Genomic DNA, 24,617 nt, shown 5'->3' on the forward strand with positions numbered 1-24,617 from the left:
CTCGGCGCATGCTCAGCCCAGCCGACCTGCCCAACGAAATCGCCGCCTTGAAGGCGCTGCTGCTCGCTCAAAACGAGGTGGTGGAAGGTCTGCGCGAACAACTGAACACGCGCGCCGTCGAGATCGAACACCTCAAGCTGCAGATCGCGAAGTTGCGGCGCATGCAGTTCGGCCGCAAGTCGGAAAAGCTGGACCACCAGATCGAGCAGCTGGAATTGCAACTGGAAGACCTGCAGGCCGACGAGGCCGAGGCGGCGCGCGAGATGCCGGCGGCCGACCAGGCGCCGCGCAAAAAATCGGTGCGTCGGCCTCTGCCCGATCACCTGCCGCGTGACGAGAAGGTCTATGCGCCAGCGGCCGACGCCTGCCCGGCCTGCGGTGGCGGCCTGCGGCCGCTGGGCGAAGACGTGGCCGAGCAACTGGATTTCGTGCCGGCCAGCTTCCGCGTGATCCGCCATGTGCGTCCCAAGCTTGCTTGTTCCTGCTGCGATGCGATCGTCCAGGCACCGGCACCGAGCCGGCCGATTGAGCGCGGCATTGCCGGTCCCGGCCTGCTGGCCCACATCCTGGTGGCGAAATTTGCCGATCACCTGCCGCTGTATCGCCAGTCGGTCATTTATGCCCGTGAGGGCGTCGACCTTGACCGCGCCCTGTTGGCGAGCTGGGTCGGTTCGGCCAGCGCACTGCTGCGTCCGTTAGTTGACGCCGTTCGGCGCCACGTGCTGGCAGCGTCGAAGCTGCATGCCGACGACACCCCGATCCCTGTGCTGGCGCCCGGCAACGGAAAAACCAAGACGGCGCGCTTGTGGACCTACGTGCGTGACGACCGGCCTTCGGGCGACACCGCACCGCCAGCAGTCTGGTTTGCGTACACGCCCGACCGCAAGGGCATTCATCCGCAGACCCACCTGGCCAAGTTCGAAGGCGTGCTGCAAGCCGATGCGTATGCTGGCTTCAATGCCTTGTTTGAAAATGGAACGATCCGCGAAGCCGCCTGCTGGGCGCACGCGCGACGCAAGTTCCATGACCTGCACGCGGCGCGACCGACGGCGCTGACCACCGAGGCATTGCGCCGGATCGCCGAGCTCTATGTGATCGAGGCAGATATCCGAGGCAAACCTCCCGACGAACGAAGGCAGGTTCGGCAAGCCCGCTCGCGCCCGCTACTCGATGACCTGGAACACTGGCTGCGCACCACGCTCGATACGCTGTCGCGCAAGTCCGACACTGCGGCGGCGATCCTGTACGCGCTCAAACTCTGGCCGGCGCTGCTGCGCTATTGCGATGACGGCGCCATCGAGATCGACAACTCGGCGGCCGAGCGCGCCTTGCGTGGCGTAGCGATAGGCCGCCGCAACTACCTGTTTGCCGGCGCCGACAGCGGCGGCGAGCGCGCCGCCGCGATCTACTCGTTGATCGGGACGGCCAAGCTGAACGGTGTCGACCCCGAAGCTTGGTTGCGCCATGTGCTGACGCATATCGCCGATCATCCCGTCAACCGGGTTGATGAATTCTTGCCGTGGAACTGCGGCCTGCCAGCAGCCCTCTGAGATTACGCCGCTTCCCAGCGGTGTGATGCCATCATCGATCAAATTGCCAAGGCACTCAAGACGGCGCTGAGCGGACGCTTACCGACGAACGAAGGCAGGTTCGGCAAGCCCGCTCGCGCCCGCTACTCGATGACCTGGAACACTGGCTGCGCACCACGCTCGATACGCTGTCGCGCAAGTCCGACACTGCGGCGGCGATCCTGTACGCGCTCAAACTCTGGCCGGCGCTGCTGCGCTATTGCGATGACGGCGCCATCGAGATCGACAACTCGGCGGCCGAGCGCGCCTTGCGTGGCGTAGCGATAGGCCGCCGCAACTACCTGTTTGCCGGCGCCGACAGCGGCGGCGAGCGCGCCGCCGCGATCTACTCGTTGATCGGGACGGCCAAGCTGAACGGTGTCGACCCCGAAGCTTGGTTGCGCCATGTGCTGACGCATATCGCCGATCATCCCGTCAACCGGGTTGATGAATTCTTGCCGTGGAACTGCGGCCTGCCAGCAGCCCTCTGAGATTACGCCGCTTCCCAGCGGTGTGATGCCATCATCGATCAAATTGCCAAGGCACTCAAGACGGCGCTGAGCGGACGCTTACGTTTTCCTGTGCTGCTATCTTTGGGCGACGAGCGAACATTGCTACTACTTTGACAAAGCATTTTCCGTGAATTTCAGATGAGGTTCGGTTCCCTTCACGCGTTTTCCAGTAGAAGAGTGGAAGTGCCGATCCGAAGCGGCTTTTAAGAGCACGCTGAAGTACTGGAACTATCGCATATTCGGCAGTTCGCTCGCCGAAGAAACTGGACACAATGCATCTCCTTTCTTTTGGCTACTAAGATTTCTTTTGAGGTAGCTCTTTGAAAGTATGAACTACGCGGTTCTCGACAGTTCGATACTCTACCGCCTCGATTTCGTGAATCGTAATAAGGTTGCGGTCCAACTCCAAGGCTGGTTCGAATCTATCTTCTTCTCCTGGCCACCTGAATATCTGCTGTTGATCCTCTGCTAGAGGCCGGCTCTCGATACTGGGAGAGAGCCAAGCTGAGTGCTCGTCATATTCCATTAAGTATGCTGTAGCGGTCTCGCGATATTCGGGCTCAGATCGGAGGACAGTTGAGGCTTTTCGGAAAAGAACGACGTTCCTCGTACTAGAGTCTTTTTTAGCGTCTTGGGTAGATGGGAAGAGAATGCCATCAATGTTCAGGTTAGGGTGGGTTGCCAAGAAATCCGCGATTGCTTGCGTAATGAGGTAATCATTGTTAGCCATCCCTGGTAAAACAGGCATCGTCAGGCGACCAATTAAGGTCGCCAAAAAATTTCTTCTTGTAGCACGCTCTACTGTGATGGGAGAGAACTTACTTGCGTCTGCAAGTGAGAGAGCACCAAGCTTCGACAGATCCAAGAGACTAAGCTCGCGAATGATATTGAAAACCGCAACTGCCACGTTGGCGCCCACTGCTGGACGCACTTCTGCGATCGCAGTAGATGCCTTTGTTGCGCCATAAAATACGGGGATTCCGGCGCAGTTCATGCGGCCCGCGCTTCCTCTTCCAACAGGAGGTGGCCCCAGCTTGGACTCGGGATGGTTGAGAGCATCCTGGAGTTCTTGAAGTGTTTCAAACTCTCTGGCTCTGGACAGTGAGGAAATCGGATGGCCAGGCCCGACCTTTATTACTACCGAGTCTCCCTCATGAGTGCGATCTTCCACGACGGGACCGAAGACCTTTTCCAGCAATCTGGCTGCGGCAGGATTGAAGAGGCGAGCAGTATCTCTTAGTGATCGCTCCATTTGCTCCCACTCAAGGCTTATTTGAGCCGTAGTTTCAGATGCCTCTACAAACCACGGGTCTTCGCCGTATTTCTCCTCTTGCGAATCGCGATCAAACCAGTGGTCTGAAAGTACCTCATGGAGGTCTTCTAACGCCGCGCCGTCGAGTCCCGTTAACTTATGCAGGATAGTACTTAGGTCTCCTCCTTCTGGTGTCCGATCAAAATGGACCACTGCCATGGTCAGGCTCGATACTTCGAAGAATACGTCGATTACATCGTCACAGCGAGTCGCAAGGTCCCAGATGCTGATAGTTGGGGCGCTGGCATTGCAATAGGCGCATTCATCTAGCTCTCCAATTTTTTGAGCAATCTCTTGCTTCAAATGCTCGTCTCGAATGCAGTTTGAACAGATTCTTTGATCGAAAGGCACCGAAAGGCTCCTACAAGTCAAGTTAAGGGGGCGAAAGCGGTGCCTTCATTGTAGAAGTGCTCGTCGATTACACCCAGTCGCTATCAGGTCTAGTGAGTTGCAAGTAAGGCAGCATTTGATGAGACCTCGAAGTTCTAGGATTTATGAGTGCATGAGAATTTACAGACTGGATATGGTCAGGGTTTTCACCGCGAACAGGACGGCTCCTGTATGGGAACGTCACAACCTTAGTCTCCCGCCGTGTCGTCAGCTGAGCAAGAGGCTTTTTATATTCGTCTGGGAAGAACTCATACTCAATCGTCTGCGCGGTCTCAAGCAGGAGATCTAGGTTCGCAAGATGGCACTCAGCCGTTGGGGACGATGTGGTAAAAAGCGCCGCGTCCAAGCGCTCCATATAGCTAAACATCCGACCTAAGACATTGAGCAGGAAGTGATTGAACGAGATGCCTGTATTGACCTTCAATCTGTACATCGGATGGATTTGACGATTTGGTCCACGCAAATCGTCAGGACCAATAACACTTTGGACAACGAAACCTTGGACTGACACGCCTCGATGGTTCACGACCTGTAGAAGTCCAATCGAAGACGGCTGATGCTTGAGGACATTTGCGATATCACGGATGAGGCTGTGCTCTCCCTTCGTCGGAGCATAGAATTTGTTGAGCACGGCGCCGTTGGAGTCGCGAAGGAGCGACAGAATATCCGCTTGCCGTTGTCCTTCAGTAGACCCAGGTGGCGTCAGACACTTTATGATAAGAAAGAGTTGGTCGTAAAACTCGTTCACACACAGTACTAGAGCCTTGGTCAGGTCAGCACGATGCGCATTGGCTTCGCCATCCCTTACGTCATCCGCCAAGCGGACGTACAAGTCAACGACCTCCTTAAGCTTCTCTGAGAGCAAATCTGCAGGATGCGCCAGCGGGGAACTGTGCAACTCATGAAACAACGCCGAAGCTGGTACAGCAACCAAATGGCAGTAGAGGTTATGTCCGTTCTGACTCACGTATTTGTATTCAGGCATAGCTATCCGGAAAGTAAGGGATTATGTTGCTGGTCAACTAGTAGTCGCAGCAGTTAGAGCTTGATCACGTTGTTCGACCCAAACCAATCATCTGCCTTTGCGATGGTGGCTGGCGATGGATCACGGAAATAGACCGCTAAAAAGTCCTTCGCACGCGTGCAACAAACGTAGAAAAGCTTTTGAGTGCGGTGCCGGACTGTGTCGGTGCCGCCGCCCTCAAACAAATAATTGAAGTTGTACTTGCTCCAGTTCCCATTGTCCAAAACGACCAGCACGCGTTCGAACTCTAGCCCCTTGATCTTATGCTGTGTTGAATATGCGGTACGCCCTTCCAAATAGTCGTAGAGTTTCTGATAGGCTGCGCATGGAACTTCAATTAATCGTTTGAAGAGGTAGCTCTTTCGATTGCGAAAATCTTCAAATCGGTCGTCTTTTATGCATAGACCTTGTTGGTGAGCGTACTCGATAACATCGATAATTGGGCCGCCAGACATCGAAATAATGGTGTCAATGCAGGCACGAAGACGTGCTTTATCGCTGTGGCGGTGCAGGCGGAATTCTGTTCTCCTCAGAAACTCATTGTACTGTCGCCCTTCATATAGATGAACCACCGCTAGGATTTTGAACACGTGCTTGATGAAGTCACATCGCTGCGAACCTTTCCGCGCGATATCAGCTTCGCTGTGCTTCTTATCGTCAATGAGCTGATCTTTGTCGACATACATCCGACGGAATTCAAGGAAATTGCATTTCTTTGCGTCCTCCAGGAGATGCGGATGGGCAGCGATAAAGACATTCATGGCTGGAGTTGGGCTTACAGTTTTCAATGCTGGGCCGGTCTTGCCCTCTTGAACTGCAGCGACCACCTCTCCAAACAACATCCCGTCGTATTTGCTGACGTCGTCATGTTCTTTTAGGTGCTTAACTATACGATCGCGGAACGCTAGGACGCAGTCCTTATCGTAGATTTCCATGAGTTCATTGAACCCGGCTTGTGGAGCTATCAGATTGTGGGTCAGATTCAGCTCCTTAGTTTCAAGCACGTCAGCAAAGTCCCACTTCAAATCAGCGCGAACGTCGCCAAGTTTATTTGTGTCGCCCTCGGAATAGTAAAAACGTATCGTTCCTTCTTTCACTGCTCCTTCACTCATGTTGGGCGCTTTCTCATCATTGGACGCATGTTGCTGAAGCCCATCAAAGCGGAGCCGATTGGCTAACTCATAAACTAAGCGAGGGTTGCGGCGATTCTGTTCTTTTTTTACTTCGCTTACGCTTCCGCTGTCAACATAGTCTTTGATCGATTCGATACCATCATCATAGATCGACTGCATCGCGTCACCGAAGAAGCCGCAAATGCCTTTGCGGGAGCTCTGCGGAAGGTAGTCGAGAAGAATCTTGATGACGTCAACAGCGGTATCCTGGTATTCGTCAACAAGAATGTATCTATATTTGTCGCGCAAGATATCGCGGATCTTCGTGTATCGATCGAAGACTGCGCACGCAAGGACGATCACTTCGTCATGTGAAACAATCCATTTGTCTAAAATTCTGTATTCCTTGTACTGTATCGCCTTTCCATCCAATATTTCGTCCGTGACCTCGAGGCTGCCGGGATTGATTAGAGGAGTATCGCCATTTGTTAGGTCGATCAGGACCTTGCGCAACTCTGACTGATAAGGGCTGATCGCAGACCACAAGAAATCGTGGATGGTGCTGACGTGAAGACGCTCGCTAGAGATGCGCGACTCGATCTCCCTAACGGCAGCGTTGGTATAGGTAATACAGGCAATGGACGAAGCCGGATCGCGCCGAAGGAATTCTCCAATTACCTGGGCTAAGGAATAAGTCTTGCCACTCCCGGCACCGCCGCTCAATAGAAAGCTTCTACCCGCATCGACATGTTCTAGTACCTGGATGACTTCAGGCTCAAGTTCTACCCCAGTTTGACCCATGAGAGGCCCTCCTCAATATATTTAGGAGTCAGCCAATTGCTGAACTCTACGTCGAACTCTTTTTGCTCACCAATAGGGTCTTGCTTGTTCGACTTGATTGTCTGACTGTTGAGAAGAATCTCGATTGCAAAGGACGGTTTCTTGGTAATGCCGTTTGCCGCCATCTCAAAGGAGTCGCCTCCGGCTAAGTAGGGCTTTAAGTGTTTTCCGACCAAGCTCGGAAACTTGGCCGAATCTACGTCGCCATCGGCGTCAATTGCTTCGCTCATGAACGGGCGATTAATGTGGAAGAACGCATCTTCAAAGCTGCGAGCGTGGTACTGCTTTTCTTCTTTGTTAGACTCTACAACTTGATAGATGCACATAACACGGCCGTCAGGGTGCGGCGCCCACGCGCCAGTTGCTTCATTCTTGTGGACAGTCTTTTGGGCGGCAGTGAGCCCTATGAAGTACGGCAATTCGGGACCAACACCGAAGAAGAACTGAAGCGCGTAATTGGTTGTGCGGGTCGCCCCTTCAACCGCATGCGCACATGGATCCACGATTGCATTCCCCTCTTTGTTGTGCTTTGGCTTTCCGCTATCGTCAAGACGTGGCTTCTCAATTGCCGCATCTAGATCTGTGATGATTAGCGATTTGACTCCAATAAAGTCCAAAAAAATCTCAAAGATCTGTGCGTGAGCGCCAACCTCAACTAGCGATATATTTTGTGAGAGTAGTGGAAGGGGAGCCGGTACACCCTTCTCCCAGGCGCTCATTTCATCTTGAATATCTACCTTGCGCATCATCGCCGGTAAGAGAATTCGCTCTGTATCTCCTTCGAACAAAATCGCTTTATCCGCGAAGAAGAGTTGGGAGCGATGAAGCGTTAGGTATTGTTTAAGGAACTTGTAATAGCCTATTTTCCCTGCAGCTTTATAGAGCTGATCCAGATCCCGAAGGCTCCGTGACCGAGTACCAGAGCTGCTCTTCAAAAAGTACTTGATGTCGTCGAAGTCTGATTCGGCAACGATATGTGATGAATGGGTCGACAGAAGGGTCTGGAGGGGCCTCGTAATCCCATGAGCATTCGTTATCGTCTTACCGATCAATTTTTTGATGTTCTTGATGAAGACAGCTTGCATTTGTGGGTGAGTGTGCGCTTCAGGTTCTTCAATGAACAATAGATTTATATCGGCAGGCTTCGGTTGCTTGCCTCGTTTGAATTCATTCAGGATTATCTTGATCTCGAAGATGATGCTTATAAGGTTTAGATAGCCTAAGCCGTTGTGACTCTCTGGTAACGTATGAGGTTCCGCACCTTGGCCATACATTACCGTAGTGTTTTCCTCCAGAAGTTCGCGTTGCTGCAACGTTGACTTGATCTTGATTTGCGTTTCGCCTTCCTTAATTCCACCGAATCGCTGGACATCGGAAATGACATCTTTGAAGAGATCGCTGTATATCACATCAAGCTTGCCATCCGTATCTCCAAGGGCTTCCTTGAATGTTTCAAAGACCTCTTCGGTGCCAGCATCCTCAGACATTGCTGAGTAGATCTTTGCCGACATCGTGGAAAGACTATGGTCCGAATTTTTATTCGAGACGGAGCGTCGCGCGTTGATGCGCTTGAACGAAATGATGTCTTCGACCCGCACTTCTTCTTTGGCTAAGTCGACGTAAGTGGCTTCTTGCACGCTCTGCGTTATGTGATCGAATCGCACACTTCGACGCGAGACCTTAAAGTAGCGACCAAAGCTGTCCTGCAGAAAAGCAAGTGCTTCTTTGGCTTTTGGCCCTTTTTTTGTGCGCTGCGCGGCGAAGTCTCGCTTAAGAATGTCGAGGTTCTCTGACGGTAGATGGTAGAGAAAATCCAAAATTATCCATCGGTTATCTGGATCAAGATCCATGATGACTTTGTTACCTACATTCGCTAAGTCGTCATCGCTGCCGTACTCAATAAATAGTCTTAACGATATACCGCAGAAAGGATAGGGATCGTCTGGCTGCACACGATTTTCTGCTAACTCAACGAGGTGTTTTTGAAAGTCGATATTGAAGTCGTCCAGTTCGAAGCGCGCTTGCGCCCCTCCTAGAAACCGCTCCAGCGCTAGTAGGAGCGACGTCTTTCCTGAATTGTTCTTGCCAACGATGATTGAGAGGTACTCTTCGAGGTCAACCTCAAGATTATTGAGTGATCGGAAGTTTTTGATATGGAGTTTTATGAGCTTCACGGCGTTCTCTCAGGAATGGACGTTCACCACTAATGGGCGTGAACAAAACGTTACTGAGAATAGCATCTTGCCAATGGGAAAAAATACACAGAATGTCACAGGAGACACTTTCCTGGTGACTACGAAGGGCGCACAGAGAGTTTCCTGCGAGAACTAGTCCCATAGTAGACCGGGTATCCTGCCAATCAGTAGGGCCAGCAATTCCCTCTGTTAGACTTGATATCTCACAATGAAAATTCGGTAGGCATGACATTGATGGTATGTAGCCACACCACCTGGCCGCATCGTGACGAGCCGCACTATATCCGCACTATACCGGTGCCGCACACGCGCAGTTTGGTCAGCCATTCGTACACTCCAGTCTTGTTCACCTCTTCTATTGGGTAGCCTCTTGTCGTAATAGTGGCACGCGCCCCCGGAGTTAGTTCCGAAGTTGTTACAATTAAACCCTGCTTAGCGTTGAAGTGCTCAACATCCGCGTATAGCCCTTTGATCACTAGCTTGTCTACTTTTGCTTTTGTTCGCTTACACTGGACGATACAAAGTGGCGGATTGCTTGTCACATCTTTAGGGTTCCAAATCCTAACATCGACACCATCGTCATCGGTCCCAGGACCAAGTTCGACTTGGTATCCTTCTCGGTGAAAAAATTCAGTGGTGAGCTCCTCGAACTTCCGCCAATGCATGACTGCGAGTTTATCTGGGTTTCTATACAAAAAATTTATGTATCTTTGATCTATATATGTTCCGAATTCGGGCTTTGGTGCATTGCCGTCATACAATCCATCGAGAGAAATGCTTGAGTGGGATTCCTCATATTGAGGCGTGGAGTGAGGAGAAAGTCGTTGGGCTCTATCCATTATCTCTATTTTCTCCCACATAATCTTCAGCCCGGCATTTCCGAATTTTTTTCTTGCTTCGAGGAGCATCGGCTCTGGATCAAGTGACTTTGAACCTTTCTTAGCTGCGTCTTCGAGCATCGTTTGCCATCGTTTAACAAATAAGTCGGAGATATCTGTATAGAGCTTTAGTTGTGTTGGATCACCTTTGTATTTGTGAAAGAGCCGGGCACTTTCAACCATCCAGCCTCGGTACTCTTCCTCGGTATATCCGATACGATGATATAAAGCGTAAAATAATTCCTCGCATTCTTCAGACCGAAGTCTTATGCCCTGTTTTTCAGCCTGTTGAATTATGTCTGCGTATTCCGTACCTGAAAATAGATCGCACATCTGTTCAACCGAAAGCGTTAGTCCGGCTTTATATCCTGCCGTCTCCGACAAAAGGTCAGGCAAGTGCTGCGCTGAAAAAGAGATCCCGCCCATTCTTTCCTCTCAAAAAATTTATTTAACGATAGGCGAACCTACCGGTCTAAGGTAGTGATGTCGCTTGAATGCGTTCCAGTCTACGCCGTTCATAGCAAGTTGTCACAATATCTACACCTAAACTCTGTACCACGAGTGAGCAGTCGAGGATTTGGCCGGAGGGCGAATCGCAGGGCTATGGAGGTAGGCATAAGCTCTTCGTCGGGCTATCCGTTGGGAGAGTGGGCTGGCCGTGACCACAATAATCTGTATTTCTACAAAACAATGTGTTCATGGCGGTGGCCAGCTTCATGTCGCTGATGCTGGCGGTCGGCTTCCTGATGATGGCCATGCGGCGCCTGCAGGGCATCCTCGAAGAGCGTTCTACGCACGACCCGCTGACCGGGGTGCTGAACCGGCGCGGCTTCGACATCTTCTACAGCAAGCAGCGCGTGCAGCTGGGCCGCGAGGGGCGTCCGCTGTCGCTGATGAATATCGACCTGGACCACTTCAAGGCCATCAACGACCGCTACGGGCACGTGATGGGCGACCGGGTGCTGGTGCAGATTGCCAACCTCATCGGCCAGGCCTTGCGCGAGAGCGACTACGTGGCGCGCTTCGGCGGCGAGGAATTCGTGGTGCTGCTGCCGGACGCGGAAGTGCCGCGCGCAGTGATGGTGGCCGAGCGCATCCGCGACGCGCTGCGCACCGGCTGGAACGACCAGCTGCCGCCTTGCACGGTGAGCATCGGCATCGGCACGCATGTGTCGCGCGACGAGTCGCTGGACAGCCTGCTGGGCCGCACCGACGCGGCCCTGTACCGCGCCAAGGAAAACGGCCGCGACCGGGTGGAACTGGCCTGAGCGCGCGCCACTCACTGCACCGGCGCCAGCGTACGGATCTGGAAGCGGTAATCCTTGTTGAACAAAAACGTCTCGGACATATCGAAGGTCTTGTGATGGCTTTCCATCAGCTTGCCCGGCTTGGGATAAGGCTCGGCCGCGCGCATGGCCGCCAGAGCCAGGTTGCTGGCTTTCTGGTCGCGCGAGCGCACCACGCGCAGGTTGACGAGGTCGCCGTCGCGCCCGATTTTCGCCTCCACCACCACGATGGACGTCAGCAGTGGCGGCAGCGCGCCGGTGAACGCACCGTCCGGCGTGGCGGCCAGGATCCTGGCCGCCAGCGCGCGCTTGTAATCGTCCAGCGTGTGGATGGGGGGCGGCAGCGGCGGCACCGGCACTTGTTCGGCCGGCAAGGGTGTGCGGGGGATGGCGGCGGGCCGCGTGGCCGCTTCGGTGCGCCGGGGAGGTTCTTTACCGCAAGAGGCCAGCAGGGATGCACACATCATCACCGCGAGGCCCGACGCGGTGGTGTGCTGTAATTTGCCCATGGCGGGCCTCCCGGAGTGTTTAGCTGAACAGGCGGCGCAGTTCCGCGCCCGGATCCGGTGCGCGCATGAAGGCTTCGCCCACCAGGAAACTGTGGACATTCGCGTTGCGCATGCGCTGCACGTCGTCACTGTTCAGAATACCAGATTCGGTGATCACGAGGCGCTCGGCTGGGATGCGGCCGAGCAGGTTCAGCGTGGTGTCCAGCGAGGTCTCGAAGGTGCGCAGATTGCGGTTGTTGATGCCGATCAGATTGCTTTTCAGCTTGAGCGCGGCGGTCAGCTCCTCGCCGTCGTGCGACTCGATCAGCACGCCCATGCCCAGTTCGTGGGCGCAGGCTTCCATCTCCGCCATCAGGCCATGGTCCAGTGCGGACACGATCAGCAGGATGCAATCGGCGCCCATCGCGCGCGCTTCATAGATCTGGTACATATCGATCATGAAGTCCTTGCGCAGCACCGGGATGTCGCAGGCGGCGCGGGCCTGCTTCAGGTAGTCGTCGGCGCCCTGGAAATAGTGCACGTCGGTCAGCACAGACAGGCAGGAGGCGCCGTGCTTGGCATAACTCTCGGCGATCTCGGCCGGGCGGAAGTCGGCGCGCAGCACGCCTTTCGATGGCGACGACTTCTTCACCTCGGCGATCACGCCCGCGTTGCCGGCGGCGATGTTCTTGCGCAGGTTCGCTTCGAAGCCGCGCAGATTGGCGCGCAGTTCCGCGTCGCCTTCCACTTCGGCGCGCAGGCTGGCCAGGCTGCGGTGCTTCTTGGCCGCCGCCACTTCGTCGGCCTTGGTGGCCAGGATCTTGTTCAGGATGTCGGACATGGTCTTGCTTTCAATGTTGTTCGGACAGCGCCAGGCGCGCACCGAGTGCCAGGAACAGGCCGCCGGTCACCCGGTTCAGCCACAGTGCCACCAGCGGTTGGACTTTCAGGCGCGCGCTGGCGAAGGCGGTAAACACCGCCAGCCCGTTACACCACAGCATGCCGTTGAAGTTGAAGATGCAGCCCAGGATGAGGAAGGCCAGCGCCTTGTTGGGCGAATCGGCGGAAATGAACTGCGGCACGAAGGCCAGGAAGAACAGGGCTACCTTGGGGTTCAGCACATTGGTCAGGAAGCCTTGCGCGAAAATGCGGCGGTTCGACGCGGCGGGCAGGGCGCTGGCCGCATGGCCCGCGGCGGCGGACGGCTCTCCGTCTTCAGTCTTCGGCTTCGCGCGCAGCATGCCGATGCCCACGTACACGATGTAGGCTGCGCCCACCCACTTCACCACGCTGAAGGCCATGGCCGAGGTGGACAGCAGCGCGGACAGGCCGACGGCAGCGGCGGTGACATGGACCATGGTGCCGGCGCCGATGCCCAGCGCGGCGGCGCAGCCCGCGCGCCAGCCCTGGGTGGCGCTGCGCGCCATGATGAGCAGGGTATCCGGCCCCGGCATGATATTGAGCAGCAGGCCGGAAACGATGAACAGGGTCAGGTCGTGGATGCCGAACATTGCGTTCCCCTTTAGTTGGCCGCGCCGAGCTGCTGCGTCACCGACACGAACTGCTCCACCTTGGCCAGCGCCGCGCCGGAGGTGATGGCCGCGCGCGCCTTGGCCAGCCCGTCCTCGATGGAGGAAGCCACGCCGGCCGCGTACAGCGCCGTGCCCGCGTTGAGCGCCACGATGTCGTAGGGCGCGCCGGCTTCGCCGCGCAGCGCTTCCATCATCTTGACCTTGGACTCGGTGGCGTCCGCCACTTTCAGGTTGCGGCTGGCAATCATCTGCATGCCGAAGTCTTCCGGGTGGATTTCGTATTCGCGGATTTCGCCGTTCACCAGCTCGCCCACCATGGTGGAGGCGCCCAGCGACACTTCGTCCATATTGTCCTTGCCGTACACCACCACCGCATGCTGCGCGCCCAGGCGCTGCAGCACGCGCACCTGGATGCCCACCAGATCCTGGTGGAATACGCCCATCAGGATATTCGGTGCGCCGGCCGGATTGGTCAGCGGTCCCAGGATGTTGAAGATGGAGCGCACGCCCAGTTCGCGGCGCACCGGCGCCACGTGCTTCATGGCGGCGTGGTGGTTGGGCGCGAACATGAAGCCGATGCCGGTCTGGGCGATGGACTGCGCGATCTGCTCCGGCTTCAGGTTGATGTTGGCGCCCAGCGATTCGATCACGTCGGCCGAGCCGGACGAGGACGACACGCTGCGCCCGCCGTGCTTGGCCACGCGCGCGCCGGCCGCCGCCGCCACGAACATGGCGGTGGAGGAGATATTGAAGGTGTGCGCGCCGTCGCCGCCGGTGCCGACGATGTCGAGCAGGTTGGTGGTGTCGGCCATCGGCACCTTGGTGGAGAACTCGCGCATCACCTGGGCGGCGGCGGCGATTTCGCCGATGGTTTCCTTCTTCACGCGCAGGCCCATGGTCAGGGCCGCGACCATCACGGGCGACATTTCGCCGGACATGATCTGGCGAAACAGGTGCAGCATTTCGTCGTGGAAGATTTCGCGGTGCTCGATGCAGCGCAGCAGCGCTTCCTGCGGGGTGATCTGGTGGATGCTCTGGGGCGTATTTTTAGACGTAGGCATGGCGTTTCCTCTTCAATTCGTATTGAGCTCGGGACGGACTTCGGGCCAGGGTGTTGTCGGCGCGCGCGGGCGCGCCGGCCCGGTCAGCGTTCCAGGAAGTTCTTCAGCAGCGCGTGGCCGTGCTCCGACAGGATGGACTCGGGGTGGAACTGCACGCCCTCGATGTCATATTCCTTGTGGCGCACGCCCATGATCTCGCCGTCGTCGGTCCACGCCGTCACTTCCAGGCAGGAAGGCAGCGAGGCGCGTTCGATCGCCAGCGAGTGGTAGCGGATCACGGTGAAGGGGCTGGGCAAGCCTTTGAAGACGCCCACGCCGGTATGCGCGATTGCGGAAGTTTTGCCATGCATGACCTGCTTGGCGCGGATCACCTTGCCGCCAAAGGCTTCGCCGATGGCCTGGTGGCCCAGGCACACGCCCAGGATGGGCTTCTTGCCCGCGAAGTGCTTGAGCACCTCGATGGAAATGCCTGCCTGCGCAGGGTCTTTCGGACCGGGCGAAATGCAGATGCGGTCCGGGTTCATCGCTTCGATCTCGGCGATCGTGATTTCGTCGTTGCGGAAGGTGCGCACATCCTCGCCCAGCTCGCCGAAATACTGCACGATGTTGTAGGTGAAGGAGTCGTAATTGTCGATCATCAGCAGCATCTCAGAACTCCCCATCCAGGCCATCTTGCACTTGTTCGGCGGCGCGCAGCACGGCGCGCGCCTTGTTTTCGGTTTCCTGCCATTCCATTTCCGGGATCGAGTCGGCCACGATGCCGGCCGCCGCCTGCACGTACAGCATGCCGTCCTTGATGACGCCGGTGCGGATGGCGATCGCCACGTCCATTTCTCCGCCGAAGGACAGGTAGCCGCAAGCGCCGCCGTAGATGCCGCGCTTGGTGATCTCCAGCTCGTCGATCACTTCCATGGCGCGCACTTTCGGCGCGCCGGTCAGGGTGCCGGCCGGGAAGGTGGCGCGCAGCACGTCCAGGTTGGACATGCCTTCCTTCAGCGTGCCTTCCACGTTGGAGACGATGTGCTGCACGTGCGAGTACTTCTCGATCACCATGCGGTCGGTCACTTTCACGGTGCCGATGTCCGAGATGCGGCCCAGGTCGTTGCGCGCCAGGTCGATCAGCATCACGTGCTCGGCGATCTCTTTCGGGTCGGCCAGCAGTTCCTTGGCCAGCTCGGCGTCGCGCTCCGGCGTGCCGCCGCGCGGGCGGGTGCCGGCGATGGGGCGCAGCGTGACTTTCTTCTGGCCGTCGGCCGCCGTCTCGTTGCGCACCAGGATCTCGGGCGAAGCGCCGACGATCTGCATGTCGCCGAAATTGTAGAAGTACATATACGGCGACGGGTTCAGCGAACGCAGCGCGCGGTACAAGGTCAGCGGCGAATCCACGTAGGGCTTGCGCAGGCGCTGGCCGATCTGCACCTGCATCAGGTCGCCGGCCATCACGTATTCGTGGGCGCGCGCCACCGCCTTCAGGTAGTCTTCCTTGTCGAAATCGCGGAAGGTTTCGGTGCGCACCGAGGCCGACGTGACCGGCGCATCGACGCCGCGGCGCAGCAGCGCGCGCAGGTCCTTCAGGCGCTGGCGGGCTTTCGAATAGGCTTCAGGCTGGCTGGTGTCGGCGTACACGATCAGGTACAGCTTGCCGGAGATGTTGTCGATCACGGCCAGCTCTTCAGTCACCATCAGCTGGATGTCCGGCAGGTTCAGGTCGTCTTTCGGCGCGCTGTCGGCCAGCTTCTTCTCGATGTGGCGCACCGTGTCGTAGCCGAAGTAGCCGGCCAGGCCGCCGCAGAAGCGCGGCATGCCGGGGCGCAGCGCCACCTTGAAGCGGGCCTGGAACTGCTCGATGAAGTCGAGCGGATTGCCCTCGTGCGTCTCGATGACGGCGCCGTTCTTGACGATCTCGGTGCGGCTGCCGTGCGTGCGCAGCAGGGTGGTCGCCGGCAGGCCGATGAAGGAGTAGCGCCCGAAGCGCTCGCCGCCCACCACCGATTCGAGCAGGAAGGTGTTCTTGCCGTGGTTCTGGGTTTGCGCCAGCTTCAAGTACAAGGTCAGCGGTGTTTCGAGATCGGCGAAGGCTTCCGCGATCAGGGGAATACGGTTGTAGCCTTGCGTGGCCAGCGATTTGAATTCGAGTTCGGTCATGTTCTCTCCATGCCGCCCAAAGCGATAGGTGGAGTTCGGGCGGGGGTAGTTCAAAAAACCTGTCGCGCACGGAAATGCGGGCGACAGCAATCAGCGCGGGTCAGTTAGCCCAGGATTGCCAGCGTCGCCATAGCCAGGCCTCAATCGAGCCCTGGTGCGTGACATTGTGTCTTTTGTTGAGAAACATGCTGTGTTTAGGATCAGTTTGCTATCTGGTTGTGCAAGCGTATCAAGTCGGCCGCGTGTAGCAGCGTGTCAACTATACCATCGGAATCTGTGTCGTGTATAGACTCGCCGTGATTGTATCCGTACGGCACTGTCAGAACCGGGCAACCGGCCGCCCGCGCCGCTTGCGCGTCGTTCGACGAGTCGCCGATGGCCACCACCTGGGCCGGTTCCAGCGAAAAATCGCGGCACACCTGCAGCAGCGGCAGCGGATGGGGCTTTTTCTGCGCCAGCGAATCGCCGCCATAGACCACGTCGAAATAGCCGGCCAGGCCTTTCTGCTCCAGCAGCGGCCTGGCGAAAGCGATCGGCTTGTTGGTCACGCAAGCCAGGCGCAGCCCCTGCGCCTTGAGCGCGTCCAGCCCGGCGGCCACGTCCGGATACGGCGTGCTGTGGTCGCCGTTAATGGCCAGATAATGGCGCTGATAAGCCTCCATCGCCGCGCCGAAGTGCTGCTGCACCCCCTCCGGCTCCAGAAACACCGCCAGCACCGAGCGGATCAGATGCTCCGACCCCTTGCCCACCATCAGCGCAATCACCTCCGGGGTCAGGTCCGGCATCGCGCCATTTATGGCGCGATGCCGGACCTGACCCCATGCCAGCCACTGGGGCGACAGCTCGGCCAGCATGCGGTTGATGGCGACGTGGAAGTCCGGCATGGTGTGCAGCATTGTGCCGTCCAGGTCGATGATGGCGGCCCGTACGCCGCGCAGCGGGTGCGATGCCGGAGCAGGGGCCGCCATCGTCATTACACGCCCGCCAGTTGTGCGCGCATGGCGTCGATGACTGCTTTATAGTCCGGCTGGCCGAAGATGGCCGAACCGGCGACGAAGGTGTCGGCGCCGGCCTTGGCGGCGGCGGCGATGTTGTCGATCTTGATGCCGCCGTCCACTTCCAGCAGGATGTCGCGGCCGGACTCGTCGATCATGCGGCGCGCCTCGGCGATCTTCTTGAGCGCCTGCGGGATGAAGGATTGGCCGCCAAAGCCGGGGTTGACCGACATGATCAGGATCATGTCCACCTTGTCCATCACGTGTTCCAGGTAGCTCAGCGGCGTGGCCGGGTTGAACACCAGGCCGGCCTTGCAGCCGTGGTCGCGGATCAGCTGCAGCGAGCGGTCGATGTGGTCCGACGCTTCCGGGTGGAAGGTGATGATGTTGGCGCCGGCCTTGGCGAAGTCGGGGATAATGCGGTCCACCGGCTTGACCATCAGGTGCACGTCGATCGGCACGTCCACGTGCGGGCGGATGGCCTGGCACACCAACGGGCCGATGGTCAGGTTGGGCACGTAGTGGTTGTCCATCACGTCGAAGTGGATGATGTCGGCACCGGCGGCGACGACGTTGCGCACTTCTTCACCCAGGCGGGCGAAATCGGCGGACAGGATGGACGGGGCGATACGGAAGGTAGTCATGGATGGGCCTGCGATAAAAAGATGCGCTATTTTACGCTGACCCTTGCGCGCGCGCCGGATTTGCGGTGCAATGTCAGATAGACGATAACAATTCGTTACGCTTGCTGAAGAATTACTGAAGAATTACCGAGGAATTACTAAGGATTGCAGATGGCCAATTATGAATTCACTGTGTCGGTCAGAACCCAGTATCTGCCCGAACAGTCCGATCCCGAACGCACCAATTTCGTGTTCACCTACTCGATCACGATCAAGAACACGGGAACGGTGGCCGCGCAGCTGATCTCGCGCCATTGGGTGATCACCGACGCCAACAACCACACCGAAGAGGTGCGCGGGCTGGGCGTGGTCGGTCACCAGCCGCTGCTGCAGCCGGGCGAACAGTTCGAGTACACCAGCGGCACCGCGCTGGCTACGCCGCAAGGCTCCATGGTCGGCGAGTACTTCTGCGTGGCCGAGGACGGCCACCAGTTCGAAGCCAAGATCCCCGAGTTCGTGCTGTCGCTGCCGCGCACGCTGCATTAAGCCTGTTTGTCGTCCTTGCCGCCTGCATCGGGACCGGGCAGCGGCTTGGCGGCCTGCCTGGCGGCCGGCTTTTCTTGGCTGGCAAAGTCCACCAGACGATGAACACCAGCAGGAACAGCGCCACAAACGCTTCCAACATCAACACCCACATATCCAGTCCCCCATGTTATTTGCACGCAGTAGTTTAATCCTTTCCCTGAGCGCTGTGGCGCTGGCGCTCTCAGCTTGTACTTCCCCGATGCCGCAAGCGCCTTCTCAGCCCGCGCCGCCGGCGCCGCCGCGCCCGCCGGAGCAGCCGCCGGCCCCGCCTGTGCCGCCCGCCGCGCCGCAGACCCCGGCCCCGCCCGCCGCCATCCGTTTCGTGCCGTCCGCCTTCTCGGCACTGCCCGGCTGGGAGCGCGACGATCTGCGCGCGGCCTGGCCTGCGTTCATGTCGTCGTGCGCGGTGCTGGCCAAGCGCGCCGAATGGAAGGAGCCGTGCGGCGTGGCGCGCCAGGTCAACGCCAACGACGAGAAAGCCATCCGCCTGTTCTTCGAGAGCTTCTTCGAGCCGCAGCAAGTGATCGCGCCGGACGGCGCGGACAACGGCCTGGTCACCGGCTACTACGAGCCGCTGTTGCGCGGCGCCCGCAAAAAGGGCGGCCCCTACCAGACCCCGCTGTACAAGGTGCCGGACGATTTGCTCACCGTGGAGCTGGCCAGCGTCTATCCCGAGCTGAAAGGCATGCGCCTGCGCGGCCGCCTGCAGGGCAAGAAAGTGGTGCCGTACTCCACCCGCGCCGAGATCGAGCGTGCCAGCTTCACCGGCAAGGAGCTGCTGTGGGTGGACGATTCGGTGGAAGCGTTCTTCCTGCAAGTGCAGGGCTCGGGCCGCGTGCAGCTGACCGACACCCAGGAAACCGTGCGCGTGGCCTACGCCGACCAGAACGGCCATCCGTATAAATCGATCGGCCGCTACCTGGTGGACAAGGGCGAGCTGACGCTGGAGCAAGCCTCCGCGCAGGGCATCAAGGCCTGGATCGCCGGCCATCCGACGCGCCAGTCCGAGCTGTTCAACGCCAACCCGTCCTACGTGTTCTTCAAGGAAGAAAAGCTGCCGGACCCGAAAGTCGGCCCGAAAGGCGCGCTGGGCGTGCCGCTCACGCCGCAGCGCTCGGTGGCCATCGACGCCTCGCAGCTGCCGCTGGGGGCGCCGGTGTTCCTGTCGACCACCCAGCCCAACAGCGACATCCCGCTGCAGCGCCTGGTCATGGCGCAGGACACGGGCGGCGCCATCCGCGGCGCGATCCGGGTCGACTACTTCTTCGGCTTCGGCACCGAAGCGGCCGAAAGCGCCGGCCGCATGAAGCAGCGCGGCAACGTCTGGGTGCTGATGCCCAAGCAAGTACCGCCCGCCGCCTCCGTCAAGACAGTCCGCAAATCGTAGGGCGGGTCAGGCGCAGCGTGCCGTAACCCGCCGAGCGCTAGCGCAACACCAGCACCGGCAGCTCCGTGTGCGCCAGCACCTTCTGCGTCTCGCTGCCCAGGAACAGCTTGTTAAGTCCCTTCCTGCCGTGCGACGCCATCACGATGGCGTCGCAGCCATGCTTCTCGGCCGCCGCCACGATCTCCTGGTAAGGGCTGGGCGCCAGCGCCACCAGCCCCTCGAACGGCACCCCGGCCGCGCTGGCCGCCGCCGCCACCTTGTTCACGTTATCGCGCGCGGCGCGCTCCATCTGCCCCTCGAACACTTCCGCGTCCGGCGCCACGATGCCGCTGTCGCCGCTCAACGTCATGAAAGGGAAGGGCTGGATCACGCTGATGGCGGTCACGCGGCCGCCGTGCACGCGGGCCAGCTCCATCACGCGGGCGGCCACCTTGTCGGACAATTCGGAACCGTCGGTGGGAAATAAAATGTGGGTGAACATGGCATCCTCCTGCTCGTGGTCGGTGATAGCCCAGTGTAGGCTTGATAACAAGCCACGCGGCGCACGGCAGCCGGAAAGTTGCATTGTGATAATTCGTGATATTTGCTTGGCAGGGTTGCCTTTACAATCATGGCCAATTCAACCGCGAGCATCCCATGGCCATCACCGACGACTACCCTTCCGACAAGACCACCACTGGCTACCTCTCTCCCGGCGGGCAAGCTTCCGCAAAATTCGAGCAAAGTGCCGACTCGGACTGGTTCCGTACCACGCTGGCGGCGAACACCTATTACACCTTCCAGCTGGATGCGTCGTCCCTGACCGTTAACCAGGCTTATCTGTCGCTCGGACTGCGCGCCGCGGACGGCAGCTATTTCTCTTCGCTGTCGTCGAACTACACCGGCTCGGGCGTCGTTGCGACGTTCAAGACCGGCGCCGCCGGTGACTACTATCTCAGCGCCGGACTGTCCTACTACCAGCAGATCGCGCCGCTGGCTTACACGCTCAAGGCCAGCGCGGGCAGCGCCGACCGCGAAGGCGACACCTTGCAGACGGCCTCCGTCATGACCGTGGGTGTGGCAAAGAGCGGCGCGTTCGAAGGGCCGTCCGATACGGACGTCTTCAAGCTCACGCTGGAGAAGGGCGTCAGCTATTCGATCAAGCAGAGCTGGGTGAGCGCCATCGGCAGCAGTTACGCCAGCATCAGCGTGGCCAACGCCAGCGGCCAAAGCGTGACGGTGAGCAATTCGAACGACAGCTATTCCTTCACGGCCGCCGCCAGCGGCGACTACTATATTTCTACGCGCGGCGGCAACAGCGGCGGCGCGGCGCTCGATTACAGCCTGCTGGCCGCAGCGGCGGCGGACGACTACAAGGCTACCGCGAGCGGTGCCGGGACGCTGTCGCTGGGCACTACCACCAAGGGCAAACTGGAAGTAGGCGGAGACAAGGACTGGTACGCGGTGACGCTGAATGCCAACGCGGTCTACTGGTTCTCGGCTAAGGCGGACACCGGCAGCAGCGGAGCCGGCTACAACTCGGGCAATACGCAGCTCAAGATTCTCGATGGCACCGACCAGGTGCTGGCGTCCATTGCCGGGTCCAACAGCCAGACCGTGCTGCAATTCATCCCGACCAAGACCGGCACCTATTATTTCGAAGTGGGCGACGGCTATAACTACACCGGCAATTACCTGGCCAGCGTCATCTCGGGGCAGCGCGACGACTACGGCAACACCAAAGCCACCGCCGGCACGGTCACCGTGGGCAGCCCCCTCAACGGCAAGCTGGAACTGGCCACCGATACCGATATGTTCAAATTCGCGGTCAAGGCAGGCAGCACCTATCTGATCGAACTGACGGCGCAAAGCGGTGTCAACGGCTATGACTTCGCCCTGGCGGGGCAGGATGCAGGCGGCTCCTCCGGTGGCCTGGTCAGCTATACCAAGGAGGGCGTCACGCAATACCGCGTGTACACCGCGACCAGTACGGGCGACTATTACCTCACCGTGGGCAACGGCTATAGCAGCGGCCCGGCGTCCTATGCGCTGCAGGTAAGCACGCCCGCCAGCGACGACTATGCCGCCAGCGCCGCCACCACAGCCTTGCTGTCGCCCGGTGCCAAGGTGGCTGGCGCGGTCGATTACATCGGCGATGTGGACTGGGTCAAGGTCAAGCTGGTGGCGGGCAATAACTATGCATTTGTGCTGGAAGGGCAGGAAAGTGGGCAGGGTACGCTGAATTTGTATGGCGTCGGCTTGTCCGTCGCCAGCGGACCAGGCGGCAATTATTACTACGGCCTGAACAGCATGAGCGGGATGAGCGGCAAGGGATATACGTTCAACTGCGACACCACGGGAGATTACTACCTGGCGGTTACCCCCGGTGCCTACTCCAATACGCCAGTGACCGGCACCTATGCGCTGAACGCCTACAACCTGAGCGGCGACACGGCGCTGCCGGCCCTGGTGTCCTTCGCGCCAGGCAACGGCAGCAGTGGCGCCAGCCTGACCGGCAATATCACGCTCACCTTCAACGACATGGTGCGCGTGGGCGAGGGCAATATCCGCCTGATCGATGCGGTGGGCAATGTGGTCGAATCGTTCTATGCCTACAGCAACGATACCCGGCTGCAGGTCAAGGGCAACGTCGTCACGATCAACCCGACAGCCAATCTGCAGCCCGGCACGAAATATACGCTGGAGATGCCGGCCGGGTCGCTGCTTGATTACGCAGGCAACAAATTCCTGGCCGATGCCATCTACAACTTCACCACGGTCAGCACCGTGGCGCAGGGCGGCAGCGGCAACGATCTCCTGAGCGGCATAGGCACCAATGTGCGCCTGTCCGGCGGCGACGGCGTCGATACCGTGGTCTACGGCAGCAACTGGGCGAACTACAGCGTCAGCGTGCGTGCGGGAGAGGCCAAGGTGTTGTACCGCTATGGCGGCACTGTCGGCACAGGCGATGTCCTGACCGGGGTGGAGCGCCTGCAATTCAGCGACCGCAGTATTGCGCTGGATGCGGACGGCCATGGCGGCCAGGCTTACCGCATGTATCAGGCCGCCTTCAACCGCGCGCCGGACAAGGAAGGCTTGGGCTTCTGGATGTCACACCTGGACAACGGCATGTCGCTGCAGACCGTGGCCAAGGCCTTCCTGGACAGCGCCGAGTTCCAGGCCCGCTATGGCTCGCTCAGCAACGAGGCTTTCGTTAACGGCCTGTACACCAACGTGCTGCACCGCGCGGGCGAAGCGGAAGGGGTGGCGTACTGGGTGGACAAGCTGGAGCACGGCACCGGTCGCGCCGACCTGCTGCTCGGTTTCAGCGAGAGCGGCGAAAACGTCGCGGAAATCGTGAAAGTGATCGGCAACGGTTTCGAGTACACACCTTACGGCTGATCCGGGGCCACGCTGCGCAGCGGCCGGGACATGAGCAGCGCCCCGGCCAGCACGATCCCGCCGGCGGCCACGCAGGCCATGCCGGCGCGGATGCCGTAGCGGTCTCCCAGGTAGCCGGCGGCCAGCGCGCCGGCCGGGCCGGTCACCCCGGTCAGGAAGCGCATCGTGGAAATGACGCGGCCGATATAAGCGTCCGGCGTGGCCTTCATGCGCAAGGCCATGAAGGGAATAAAGAACAGCATCACGGCGCAGTCGTACATGAAGACCACCAGTCCAAAGGCGGCCGCGCTATAGACCGGGCTGCCGAACAGGGCGGCCGGGATGGCCGGCATCAGTGCAAAGCCCGCCACCGTGCCGCAGGCGCCCACCAGGAAAGTCTTGCCCGCGCCGTAGCGGCGGTTCAGGCGCTTGACCAGCACGGCACTGAGAAATACCCCCAGCCCGCCCAGCATCTGCGCCGCGCCCAGCATGCCCGGCGTCATGCCCAGCTCGCGCGTCGCCAGCAGGATCACCAGCGCGTTGTAGCCGAACAGGAAGAAATGCCACAGCGCCGCGCCCCAGGCCAGCGTGCGCAGCAGCGGATGGCGCCAGATGAAGCCAAAACCGGAGGCAATGTCGCGCAGCGGATGGCGGTCCGACGGAATGGCGGCCGGTTCCAGCAGCTGCGTCTTGCGCAGGTTCCAGGCGGAGACGAAGAAACTGGCCGAGTCGAACAGCACGGCGAACGGCGCGGTCAGCCATTGCACCAGCAGGCCGGCCAGGCCCGGCGCCACCAGGCGCGAGACCGAATCGGTGGTGGCGAACTTCGATTGCGCCTCGATCAGCTGCTGGCGCCCCACCAGCAGCGTCAGGAAAATCTGCTCGGCCGCACCGCTCAGCACGCCGCAGGTGGCAAACAGGAAGGTCACCGCATACAGCCACGGCATGGACAGCATGTCCAGCCACCAGGCGAGCGCAATGCTGGCCAGCAGCGCGCCTTGCAGCAGGCGGCTCACCAGCAGGATGGGCAGCTTGCGGCGCCGGTCCAGCCACACGCCGGCAGGCAGCGCGAACAGCGCATAGGGCAATGCCTGGCAGGCGGCGATGGTACCCATCTGGCCGGGCGTGGCATGCAGCAGCAGGGCGGAACACAGCGGAATGGCCAACGCACTGATCTGGGCGCCGAAACTGTTCAGCACGCTGCTGAACCAGTAACGGCGGAAATCCGGATTGCGCAGCAGGGGATCGTTGGCGGGGAAGAATGGCATCGGCGCAAATAATACCAGCGCTCTTGTAAGAACCGCTACAATCGTCCGATATCCCG

The 24,617-nt window shown here is 59.2% G+C and carries 20 protein-coding genes and 1 pseudogene; 6 read left to right on the forward strand and 15 right to left on the reverse strand.

Translation table 11 applies throughout. The annotated features are described in order from the left end of the window. Positions 1–8: 8 nt before the first annotated feature. Together tnpC and ACFJI2_RS30745 are read left to right on the forward strand one after the other, a co-directional pair. The gene (gene tnpC / locus ACFJI2_RS30740) at positions 9–1,550 is read left to right on the forward strand and encodes an IS66 family transposase (protein ID WP_377700834.1); all 1,542 of its coding nucleotides are present in this window, start codon (positions 9–11) and stop codon (positions 1,548–1,550) included. Between the two features lie 83 nt (positions 1,551–1,633). Then, positions 1,634–2,059, forward strand: a pseudogene (locus ACFJI2_RS30745) (transposase); the annotation flags it as partial. Between the two features lie 316 nt (positions 2,060–2,375). On the opposite strand, the gene ACFJI2_RS30750 reads toward ACFJI2_RS30745, so the two are convergent. The 5 genes from ACFJI2_RS30750 to ACFJI2_RS30770 form a co-directional block, all read right to left on the reverse strand. Continuing rightward, a complete protein-coding gene (locus tag ACFJI2_RS30750; protein WP_377703211.1) occupies positions 2,376–3,743 on the reverse strand; it encodes an RES family NAD+ phosphorylase in 1,368 nt (455 codons plus the stop codon). Between the two features lie 67 nt (positions 3,744–3,810). Further along, on the reverse strand, positions 3,811–4,767 hold the full coding sequence (locus ACFJI2_RS30755; protein ID WP_377703212.1) for a hypothetical protein: 957 nt from the start codon (positions 4,765–4,767) through the stop codon (positions 3,811–3,813). A gap of 53 nt (positions 4,768–4,820) precedes the next feature. Beyond that, positions 4,821–6,719: a UvrD-helicase domain-containing protein gene (locus tag ACFJI2_RS30760; protein WP_377703213.1), complete on the reverse strand. Its 1,899-nt coding sequence runs from the start codon at positions 6,717–6,719 to the stop codon at positions 4,821–4,823. Beyond that, positions 6,701–8,932, reverse strand: coding sequence for an ATP-dependent endonuclease (locus tag ACFJI2_RS30765; protein ID WP_377703214.1), 2,232 nt, complete (start codon positions 8,930–8,932; stop codon positions 6,701–6,703). Before ACFJI2_RS30765 ends, ACFJI2_RS30760 begins: the two co-directional genes overlap by 19 nt. 299 nt (positions 8,933–9,231) lie before the next feature. Next, on the reverse strand, positions 9,232–10,257 hold the full coding sequence (locus tag ACFJI2_RS30770; RefSeq protein ID WP_377703215.1) for a restriction endonuclease: 1,026 nt from the start codon (positions 10,255–10,257) through the stop codon (positions 9,232–9,234). 272 nt (positions 10,258–10,529) lie between these two features. Between ACFJI2_RS30770 and ACFJI2_RS30775 the strand changes: the two genes are divergently transcribed. Further along, entirely contained in the window at positions 10,530–11,099 is a 570-nt protein-coding gene (locus ACFJI2_RS30775; RefSeq protein WP_377703216.1) for a GGDEF domain-containing protein, read from the forward strand. An 11-nt stretch (positions 11,100–11,110) separates the two neighbouring features. Here ACFJI2_RS30775 and ACFJI2_RS30780 read toward each other — a convergent pair whose 3' ends face one another. The 8 genes from ACFJI2_RS30780 to rpe form a co-directional block, all read right to left on the reverse strand. Continuing rightward, positions 11,111–11,626: a hypothetical protein gene (locus ACFJI2_RS30780; RefSeq protein WP_377703217.1), complete on the reverse strand. Its 516-nt coding sequence runs from the start codon at positions 11,624–11,626 to the stop codon at positions 11,111–11,113. A gap of 19 nt (positions 11,627–11,645) precedes the next feature. Beyond that, complete coding sequence (trpC, locus tag ACFJI2_RS30785; RefSeq protein ID WP_377703218.1) at positions 11,646–12,446, reverse strand: indole-3-glycerol phosphate synthase TrpC; 801 nt, start codon at positions 12,444–12,446, stop codon at positions 11,646–11,648. 10 nt (positions 12,447–12,456) lie between these two features. Further along, complete coding sequence (locus ACFJI2_RS30790; protein ID WP_377703219.1) at positions 12,457–13,116, reverse strand: LysE family translocator; 660 nt, start codon at positions 13,114–13,116, stop codon at positions 12,457–12,459. Positions 13,117–13,127: 11 nt separating this feature from the next. Beyond that, complete coding sequence (gene trpD / locus ACFJI2_RS30795) at positions 13,128–14,198, reverse strand: anthranilate phosphoribosyltransferase (protein WP_107981287.1); 1,071 nt, start codon at positions 14,196–14,198, stop codon at positions 13,128–13,130. Between the two features lie 83 nt (positions 14,199–14,281). Continuing rightward, positions 14,282–14,845 (reverse strand): anthranilate synthase component II, encoded by a 564-nt coding sequence (locus ACFJI2_RS30800; RefSeq protein ID WP_377703220.1) that lies wholly within the window; start codon positions 14,843–14,845, stop codon positions 14,282–14,284. A gap of 1 nt (position 14,846) precedes the next feature. Beyond that, on the reverse strand, positions 14,847–16,343 hold the full coding sequence (gene trpE, locus ACFJI2_RS30805) for an anthranilate synthase component I (RefSeq protein ID WP_107981288.1): 1,497 nt from the start codon (positions 16,341–16,343) through the stop codon (positions 14,847–14,849). A 200-nt stretch (positions 16,344–16,543) separates the two neighbouring features. Beyond that, on the reverse strand, positions 16,544–17,317 hold the full coding sequence (gene gph, locus ACFJI2_RS30810; protein WP_377703221.1) for a phosphoglycolate phosphatase: 774 nt from the start codon (positions 17,315–17,317) through the stop codon (positions 16,544–16,546). Then, on the reverse strand, positions 17,317–17,982 hold the full coding sequence (rpe, locus tag ACFJI2_RS30815) for a ribulose-phosphate 3-epimerase (RefSeq protein WP_107981289.1): 666 nt from the start codon (positions 17,980–17,982) through the stop codon (positions 17,317–17,319). Before rpe ends, gph begins: the two co-directional genes overlap by 1 nt. Positions 17,983–18,132: 150 nt before the next feature. On the opposite strand from rpe, the gene apaG reads away from it, so the two are divergent. Both apaG and ACFJI2_RS30825 read left to right on the forward strand, forming a co-directional pair. After that, positions 18,133–18,507, forward strand: coding sequence for a Co2+/Mg2+ efflux protein ApaG (gene apaG / locus ACFJI2_RS30820; RefSeq protein WP_107876034.1), 375 nt, complete (start codon positions 18,133–18,135; stop codon positions 18,505–18,507). 163 nt (positions 18,508–18,670) lie between these two features. After that, a complete protein-coding gene (locus tag ACFJI2_RS30825) occupies positions 18,671–19,933 on the forward strand; it encodes a murein transglycosylase A (protein ID WP_377703222.1) in 1,263 nt (420 codons plus the stop codon). A 37-nt stretch (positions 19,934–19,970) separates the two neighbouring features. Here the strand turns inward: ACFJI2_RS30825 and ACFJI2_RS30830 are convergent, their stop codons facing one another. After that, positions 19,971–20,414: a universal stress protein gene (locus ACFJI2_RS30830; RefSeq protein WP_107875990.1), complete on the reverse strand. Its 444-nt coding sequence runs from the start codon at positions 20,412–20,414 to the stop codon at positions 19,971–19,973. A 155-nt stretch (positions 20,415–20,569) separates the two neighbouring features. On the opposite strand from ACFJI2_RS30830, the gene ACFJI2_RS30835 reads away from it, so the two are divergent. Beyond that, positions 20,570–23,314 carry a DUF4214 domain-containing protein gene (locus ACFJI2_RS30835; RefSeq protein ID WP_377703223.1) on the forward strand — a complete coding sequence of 915 codons (2,745 nt, stop codon included), beginning with the start codon at positions 20,570–20,572 and terminating at the stop codon, positions 23,312–23,314. Here ACFJI2_RS30835 and ACFJI2_RS30840 read toward each other — a convergent pair. Beyond that, positions 23,305–24,561 (reverse strand): MFS transporter, encoded by a 1,257-nt coding sequence (locus tag ACFJI2_RS30840; RefSeq protein ID WP_377703224.1) that lies wholly within the window; start codon positions 24,559–24,561, stop codon positions 23,305–23,307. The two genes, ACFJI2_RS30835 and ACFJI2_RS30840, sit on opposite strands and share 10 nt — an antisense overlap. Positions 24,562–24,617 lie beyond the last annotated feature (56 nt).

Origin of the sequence: Pseudoduganella sp. UC29_71 (genome assembly GCF_042693265.1) — a bacterium.
GTDB lineage: Bacteria > Pseudomonadota > Gammaproteobacteria > Burkholderiales > Burkholderiaceae_D > Rugamonas.

Coding starts and splice junctions, on each gene's coding strand:
- ACFJI2_RS30800 (WP_377703220.1), bottom strand. CDS start 14,845: ATGCTGCTGATGATCGACAATTACGACTCCTTCACCTACAACATCGTG.
- trpC (WP_377703218.1), bottom strand. CDS start 12,446: ATGTCCGACATCCTGAACAAGATCCTGGCCACCAAGGCCGACGAAGTG.
- trpE (WP_107981288.1), bottom strand. CDS start 16,343: ATGACCGAACTCGAATTCAAATCGCTGGCCACGCAAGGCTACAACCGT.
- ACFJI2_RS30770 (WP_377703215.1), bottom strand. CDS start 10,257: ATGGGCGGGATCTCTTTTTCAGCGCAGCACTTGCCTGACCTTTTGTCG.
- rpe (WP_107981289.1), bottom strand. CDS start 17,982: ATGACTACCTTCCGTATCGCCCCGTCCATCCTGTCCGCCGATTTCGCC.
- ACFJI2_RS30775 (WP_377703216.1), top strand. CDS start 10,530: ATGGCGGTGGCCAGCTTCATGTCGCTGATGCTGGCGGTCGGCTTCCTG.
- ACFJI2_RS30780 (WP_377703217.1), bottom strand. CDS start 11,626: ATGGGCAAATTACAGCACACCACCGCGTCGGGCCTCGCGGTGATGATG.
- ACFJI2_RS30830 (WP_107875990.1), bottom strand. CDS start 20,414: ATGTTCACCCACATTTTATTTCCCACCGACGGTTCCGAATTGTCCGAC.
- tnpC (WP_377700834.1), top strand. CDS start 9: ATGCTCAGCCCAGCCGACCTGCCCAACGAAATCGCCGCCTTGAAGGCG.
- ACFJI2_RS30840 (WP_377703224.1), bottom strand. CDS start 24,561: ATGCCATTCTTCCCCGCCAACGATCCCCTGCTGCGCAATCCGGATTTC.
- trpD (WP_107981287.1), bottom strand. CDS start 14,198: ATGCCTACGTCTAAAAATACGCCCCAGAGCATCCACCAGATCACCCCG.
- ACFJI2_RS30755 (WP_377703212.1), bottom strand. CDS start 4,767: ATGCCTGAATACAAATACGTGAGTCAGAACGGACATAACCTCTACTGC.
- ACFJI2_RS30825 (WP_377703222.1), top strand. CDS start 18,671: ATGTTATTTGCACGCAGTAGTTTAATCCTTTCCCTGAGCGCTGTGGCG.
- ACFJI2_RS30835 (WP_377703223.1), top strand. CDS start 20,570: ATGGCCATCACCGACGACTACCCTTCCGACAAGACCACCACTGGCTAC.
- ACFJI2_RS30760 (WP_377703213.1), bottom strand. CDS start 6,719: ATGGGTCAAACTGGGGTAGAACTTGAGCCTGAAGTCATCCAGGTACTA.
- ACFJI2_RS30790 (WP_377703219.1), bottom strand. CDS start 13,116: ATGTTCGGCATCCACGACCTGACCCTGTTCATCGTTTCCGGCCTGCTG.
- apaG (WP_107876034.1), top strand. CDS start 18,133: ATGGCCAATTATGAATTCACTGTGTCGGTCAGAACCCAGTATCTGCCC.
- gph (WP_377703221.1), bottom strand. CDS start 17,317: ATGACGATGGCGGCCCCTGCTCCGGCATCGCACCCGCTGCGCGGCGTA.